5 protein-coding genes and 1 riboswitch are annotated in these 7189 nt (G+C 42.9%); of the genes, 1 reads left to right on the top strand and 4 read right to left on the bottom strand.

All coding sequences use genetic code 11. The features are described 5' to 3' along the window. Positions 1–1385 (bottom strand): acyl-CoA carboxylase subunit beta (locus AB5542_RS11235; protein ID WP_368243061.1); only part of this gene is annotated, 1385 nt, incomplete at its 3' end. A 118-nt stretch (positions 1386–1503) separates the two neighbouring features. Continuing rightward, positions 1504–1687, bottom strand: a riboswitch (cobalamin riboswitch). Positions 1688–1860: 173 nt separating this feature from the next. On the opposite strand from AB5542_RS11235, the gene AB5542_RS11230 reads away from it, so the two are divergent. Then, on the top strand, positions 1861–2679 hold the full coding sequence (locus tag AB5542_RS11230; protein ID WP_279038318.1) for a GIN domain-containing protein: 819 nt from the start codon (positions 1861–1863) through the stop codon (positions 2677–2679). Between the two features lie 70 nt (positions 2680–2749). Here the strand turns inward: AB5542_RS11230 and AB5542_RS11225 are convergent, their stop codons facing one another. From AB5542_RS11225 to AB5542_RS11215, 3 genes are read right to left on the bottom strand one after another with little or no spacing between them, the layout of a single operon-like run. Beyond that, positions 2750–3754, bottom strand: coding sequence for a PKD domain containing protein (locus AB5542_RS11225; RefSeq protein WP_279038320.1), 1005 nt, complete (start codon positions 3752–3754; stop codon positions 2750–2752). A gap of 8 nt (positions 3755–3762) precedes the next feature. After that, positions 3763–5139, bottom strand: a complete 1377-nt coding sequence (locus AB5542_RS11220; protein WP_279038321.1) for a DUF5074 domain-containing protein — start codon at positions 5137–5139, stop codon at positions 3763–3765. Between the two features lie 28 nt (positions 5140–5167). Then, entirely contained in the window at positions 5168–7186 is a 2019-nt protein-coding gene (locus AB5542_RS11215; protein ID WP_279038323.1) for a TonB-dependent receptor plug domain-containing protein, read from the bottom strand. Positions 7187–7189: the final 3 nt, after the last annotated feature.

Raw genomic sequence — 7189 nt, 5'->3', positions numbered from 1 at the left:
TCCCTATACTGCGCCAACAAATCTTTTTTCAAAGCTACCGGATCATCAGCAGCGGCAAATTCCTTATGATAAAGAATAGCAATAGCCCCTTCCGGTCCCATAACAGCAATCTCGGCTGTCGGCCATGCAAAATTATAATCTCCGCCAATTCCCTTACTGTTCATCACGATATAAGCACCCCCGTATGATTTACGCAAGACCACGGTAATCTTGGGAACCGTCGCCCGCGTGTAAGCATATAGGAGCTTGGCTCCGTGCCGGATAATTCCGGCATGTTCCTGATCGGCCCCCGGAAGGAAACCGGGAACGTCCTCCAAAGTAACAACCGGAATATTAAAACTATCACAGAAATTAATAAAACGAGCAGCTTTCACCGATGAATTCATATCCAAAGTACCCGCCATAACTTTGGGTTGATTCGCAATAATCCCGGTCACGAATCCCCCGAATCGGGCCAACCCAATAATGATATTGGGAGCGTAACTCTCCGCAATCTCCAAAAATTTTCCTTTATCTGTAATCAAACGGATAACATCCCTCACATCATAAGGCTTATCCGGATCTTCAGGAACAATATCCCGCAAACTCTCTTCTATCCGGTCAACCGGATCATCCGTCACCAGAAAAGGAGCGTTCTCGATATTATTGGAAGGCAGGTAAGATAATAACATCTTTACCCCCAATAACGTATTTTCATCATCATTAAAAACAAAATCCGCCACACCTGATTTCACGGCATGTACAGATGCACCTCCAAGTTCTTCGGGAGATATTGTTTCATTCAGTACCTGTTTCACCACGTTAGGTCCGGTCACGAACATATAACTGGTTGCTGCCGTCATAAAAATAAAATCAGTCAAGGCTGGAGAATAAACAGCCCCTCCGGCAGCCGGCCCCATAATAACTGAAATCTGAGGGATTACTCCGGAAGAGAGTACATTCCGTCGGAATATTCCCGCATACCCGGCCAAACTAGCCACCCCCTCTTGAATCCGGGCTCCTCCCGAATCAATCAATCCCACGACAGGCGATCCCGTTTTCAGAGCCATATCCTGTACTTTTATAATCTTGGCCGCATGCACGGAACCCAACGAACCACCCTGCACGTTAAAATCTTGCGAATAAGCAAAAACCTGACGCCCGTTCACCGTGCCGAATCCGGCAATCACCCCATCCCCGTATGAACGTACTGCTTTACCAAAAGAAGTCGCCGCAGAAGGTGAGTAAGCATCCACCTCTTCAAATGTCCCCTCATCGAAAAGAAATGTAATCCGTTCCCGAGCGGTAAGTTTTCCCCGGTTGTGTTGTTTGTCCTCATACTCCTTACCGTATTGCCGGGCTAAGGCATCTTGTCTTTCCAGAAATTTTTCAAACGATTTTCTCATACTAAATTAGTTTATACACTATTTAGCTCCACACGAAATAAAGGAAAGAAATAAGAAAAATACGCCCCAAGTATCTCAACCGGGTTGATAAGTCTGACCTTAGCTTCATTCCGCGAAAGCATTGTCAATCCGCAAAGGCAGGTATCCTGACTTTCACCATTTTGCCGTCCTTCCCATCCCCTGGACAGTGGACATTAGTGGCAAAACCCTTCTGGTGATTACAGTTGCGCGACAGTCCGTGATTCTCACACGGTTCCCTATTCTCCTCGTCAAAACGAGGCACCTGAGCAGTCTGATTACGTGTTGTAAAGAACTTTAATGGGAACAAATGTATAAAATATAATTGGTTTGATTCAATTTATCATCAGAAAAGTTCTTTCCATGCTTCTCCTCATTCTCCCTTTTTTTAGAAAATAACACCCATACCTGTAACTTTTCATTACCTTTAAGCGTCCCATCATAAAAACAGATTATTATGAAAAAAATATTGTTTGTCATTTTCGTTCTCTGCCTCTCGATAGTCGGAGCTTTCGCACAAGAGCAAATCACCGTTTCCCGATTCCAGGGACAAAAAATCACCGGAATCAAGGCTCACGGAATCTTCAGTATCACAACGAAACAAGGTAACACCACCGGAGTCACCGTAAACATTCCGGCCCGACTCGAAAAACAACTCGTTCTGAAACTGGATTCCGATGGAAAATTACAAATCTATATCGAAGGAAAAATTACCACTAAAAATAAAAGAAATAATGACGACGACCATTTCACGGCAGAAGTTACCGTTACCAGCCTTGATAACGTGGAGTTAACCGGAGTCTGCAAATTGGAAACAATCGGGGATTTCACGACAGCCAAGCTAAAGGTGGACCTCTCTGGAGCCAGCAAAATGCTTGTAGGTGGAGACTTCCTAGCAAAAGAAAAACTTGACATAGAACTAAGTGGTGCCTCAAACCTCAAAGGACAAATGACCAGCCCCGAATCAACCTTCGACATTAGCGGGGCATCAAACCTCTCCCTTAAAGGTAACACCATACACTGCAAAATGGAAGTATCGGGAGCCTCAAAAGCAAACTTGGAAGACTTTCCGATAAACGAACTGAAAGCAGAAGTATCGGGAGCTGCAAAAGCTCATTTTCAAGTCAAAGAAAAAATCAGTCTACACACCTCCGGTGCCGCAAAAGCTACATACTCCGGCGATCCGATCATCCTCTCCCTGCACTCATCAGGAGCTTCGAACATTAACAAGATCTCCTCAAAACTCTTGGAGAACAAGAAAGAATACGAGAAATAGTTATTAGTCTAATATAAAATGGGGAAAACGAAAAATTGTTTTCCCCATTTGTATCAACAAAATACCTTTACTAATTGTTTGGCGCAGCCTTTAACAAACGAGGTATTGGTAATATATTTTTCTCTGCATTATTAATCGGAGAGAATGTCCAAGTATGCCATTCCTCATTTTCCAGCAAGCGATTACCTGCATAAAGACCAGAATATTCATATTCTTTCGATTCTAATACAGCCTCTCCACTCCCTAGCCAATAAGAAGGATAAACTACATACCATCCACCAATCCAATAATCTCCTCCTGAAATTACGTTAAAACCATCCATATTGACATCAGCCTCTTTCTGTTCATAAATACCATCCTTGAAATCTGCCTCTGTCAAATGTATTCCTTTCAACGTTCTATCCCCATATTCAAGATCTTCACTTTGAATTTCAATTCCATCACCATCAATATCGTAACCGAAACCCCTTATTGTCATTCCAAGATTACCATCAGATGCCACGATAATAAACAAACGCGGATCTTTTTTAGCAATATCCACGATCATATCATGTCCCGTAGGGGGATTTGCTTTTTCCCATCTATATCCCCAAGCACGAAAGAAAACATCACGATCTTCAGGATTTGACCAATTCTCCACTTCTCCGGTAATCCATTGTATGGCCAACATCGATTGATTCTCACCACTCCCAGTCCAGTTCGTAATATCCGATATTTTGAACCCATCCATCACCTGAATGTCCAAACTATCGGATGCAGTACCAAGTCTATTAAAAGCAGTCACCTTGATCCGAAAGGCCCCTTCCTTCACTGATGAGAACTCGAAAATAGTATCAGTAGATACTTCTTTCCCATCCACGAACCACTGCAAGCCTGCCTCTGTTGTATTAATGATATTCGCTCTCAATCTCACAGTTCTTCCCGGAAGGATAGCATCCTTCAAACTCAAATTCTGAACAGACACTTCCGGAGCCGTAAGCGGCTCTTCCCCATCATTCCCTCCATCATCACTACAGGAAATCCACATTCCCGCAAAACACAGAATAGCTAAAATATAACGTAAATTCTTCTTCATGAATGTTATCATTCAAAATTATAAGTAAAAAATACACCAGCAGGACATTCTGTATATCCTTTATAATTGGCCTTCAATGCCAATTTATCATTATTAAAATCAAAAACACAGATTTTATTTTCAGGATCCAAACTATAGCTCGAAATAATATTAGCGTAAACCTCTCCTGTAATAGGATGTACAGCGATGCAATTATATAAAGTTAGAACATGATCCAGTCTCTCAGTCATATCTCCCATGAACTCAGTCTTCTTCTGGCTGAAAACATGACGATAAACAGGCATCGGAGTACTGCCACTACCCATGTATAATGTATCGCCTTTGGCTGTAATATAAGGAGTTGCATTCCAACCGCCGTTCAATATCTTGCCTGCCGTTTCGTCTTCAATAGAATTCTCTTGCATGGAATAGCTCTGTGCATCAAGCTTTATAATCTTTGCTGGCTCTTCCCCACTGGCTCTACAAGCAAGCCATATATTACCGTCGGAAGATGGGATAACACCAGAAATGTTACCGCTAACAGGTATTTCTTTTGAAATGGAAGACTTGTTTGATTCAATAACGATAAGTTTATTGCTTTGTGCCGCAAAAATTTTACCGTTTGCAACGGCCATAGTCGTTTTGTTCGCTCCAGCAGAACCTTCAATAAATGTTAGGACCTTGGATGATGGATTAAAACGATATACACCATTGTTATCGCGAATGTAAATATCATTATCATCAAGAACAGCAATATGAGATGGCATTGACAGTGTACTTCCCAATTCATCTTCGTAACTACTTTCCTTTTTCAATGTTTCCGCATTCGCTATGGTTAAAAAACCTCCGTCATTCCCACCGTTTTGAGATATGATATATAACTTGTTGTTTCTAATGTACAAATCTTGTGTACCCCCACCGAGTGATCCCCCGTTCTCTTTAAAATAGACACTATCGGTAACGATTCCTTTGGGACTAATAAAGACAAGAGTCCCGTAATGTCCTTTCCAAACTTGACCTTCATTCAATATAAATGTTCCATATTTATATTTCCCGTAAACTTCAATAGATACACTTACGGTTGTCTCTTCTCCGCCATCAGTAGCCTTTACATCAATTTTGTAGTTCCCCATATTTGCGGCAATAAACATATAGACTGAATCCGTGGAGACTTCTTGTCCATCCAGTGTCCAGGTGAATTTCACTTCTTGCGGATTGTTCAGTTTCGCCTTTAAAAACAAGGTATCTTCTTTTGCAACGGTAAACACCCCACTTTTACTCACAATTTCTAACTCCAAAGCATCGGGTTTGTACTTATCATCATCATCACAAGAACTCAGAAATCCCACAAACATTCCTAAAACCAAAAGCACTAAATAAAACTTTTTCATAATCTTAATCTTCATTGTATAATATAACTATTTATTCATTTTCCTAAAATTCCCACATCAACGACACTAGGCAATTCCTCAAGGGCATCGGGTAATACTGCGTGGACTCGTAATACGTGTCTAATAGGTTATCTACCCGTACTTGCGGTGTCAGACTCATCCCGTTACGGAACGTGTAGCGGTATCCCGCCAAAATATTATGTACCGAATAGGGATCCGTAGCATACTCTTGATCCGTCGTGATAAAACGTCGCCCGATATAAGTCACCTGCCACGAGAAAAAGGCACCCCGGTAATCGGCAGCTACCCGTACATTCCACTTGAACCGAGGCACGTAAGGGATTTGTTTCATGTAGGAACCATCATCCACGTGCTGTTTTTTACGAGTACGGGACTGCGACCAACTATAATTACCCGACACATTTGCCCTCAAATCACCAATCGCATATGTCAATTTCCCGTACAACTCCACACCCTCCGATCTCACATTACGATGATTCTGTGGTGTCCAAACCCATTGATTCCCGTCTTTCGGCAACCATAAAATCCAATTATCTATATACATCAAATAACCGGAAACCTCCGCATCTAAAAATAAACCACGATACAACTGCTTCCGATAAGCTACAGACGCATCATACGAATACCCGTCTTCCGGCTTCACGTCCGGATTTCCTCCCGGTCTCCAGTAGAGATCATTCATACTCGGGAACCGGTAATTATAAGCCACATTTCCTTTCACCTGCAACTCCTTCTCCCACAAATTAAACACCATACCGGCAGACCATGTAGATACCCCCCGACTATCATTTTGTTCAAACATATACTGCCCATTCAACATCATCCACTCCACAGGAGTCCATAATGCCGAAGCCTGCCAGGAGAACACGTCACGGTTATGCCGGAACGGTGGTTCCACCTCCGGAATATCATAATCCACGTCTCCTAACGTATACTTCGAAGAATCGACATCTATATAACTACTCACCCGAATCAAATCATGCGAATAAGTCAAGCTCGTACCCAGTACAAGATTCTCTCTCGGGGTAAACGTATAATCGGCAATTCCTTGCCACGTGTGCGATTGATTCTTATTTCCTTCGGGATCGAATAATCCTCCGGCATACCACTTATCATACTCCTGTCGATAATAAAGCCATGCCGCTTTTGCCCGTAAAGCATGCAACCCTTTCGTAAAATCCAATCCCGTGTACGCCCGCACATTCACTTCTCTTTGTTGCTCGTGTGACTGGTTCACCACTCCAAGTGCGGGTGGTAACATCCGTTTCCCTTCCTGATACCAAGCAACCGCTGTCAACCGGGTATAAGGAGACAAACGAAAATATCCCTCCTGCATCGCTGCCCATTGCGTGTAATCAGCATCCTGCCGTTTCTCTCGGAAAGGCTCGTTCGTCAAGATTTTATTCAAATAAGTATAATTGTTATCAGAATGTTGATAATACAACCGAGTCTTAAAACTTGACTTCTGTCCACCAGTATTTACCTGAGCCCCCGTAGTATAAGTCCCGTAAGAACCATATTCTCCTAAGACCTTTCCACTAACACCAGTGTTCCAATCTGGATCTGTAAATAAGTTCACGCTCCCCCCGATAGCCCCGGTCCCGTTCTTCACATGACTACTCCCGTAATACAGGCTAACATTATCCGTGAAGAATACCGGTATCTGTGAAAAATCAAACGTTCCCGACATCGGTGGGGTAATATTAATCCCGTTCCAATTCACCCGGGTCTGTGAAGGACTGGCACCCCGGAAAGATGCCGTTGACAAGGCTCCCATTCCCAAACTTTTGATATAAATAGCCGTGTAGTCCGTTAATAACTCCGCCAACGAACGGGTTTTATTTGCCCGCATAATCTCCGGGTCTATACGGCTTACTTTTGCCCCCGCACTTGCCTCGTTAGCATGACGAACACGCTGACTGACTACCTGTACCGTATCTATCACACCATACATCGCCACGGGATCTTTCTTCTGTGCCTCCGCCCCCATTCCACACAAGATGAAACAAACACACCATCCTATTGCTATCCTTTTAAACATCAT

Origin of the sequence: Butyricimonas sp. RTP31003st1_G1_RTP31003_210430 (assembly GCF_040920905.1) — a bacterium.
Taxonomy (GTDB): Bacteria; Bacteroidota; Bacteroidia; order Bacteroidales; family Marinifilaceae; genus Butyricimonas; species Butyricimonas paravirosa.
This window is presented reverse-complemented; position numbering and strand designations above follow the sequence as displayed.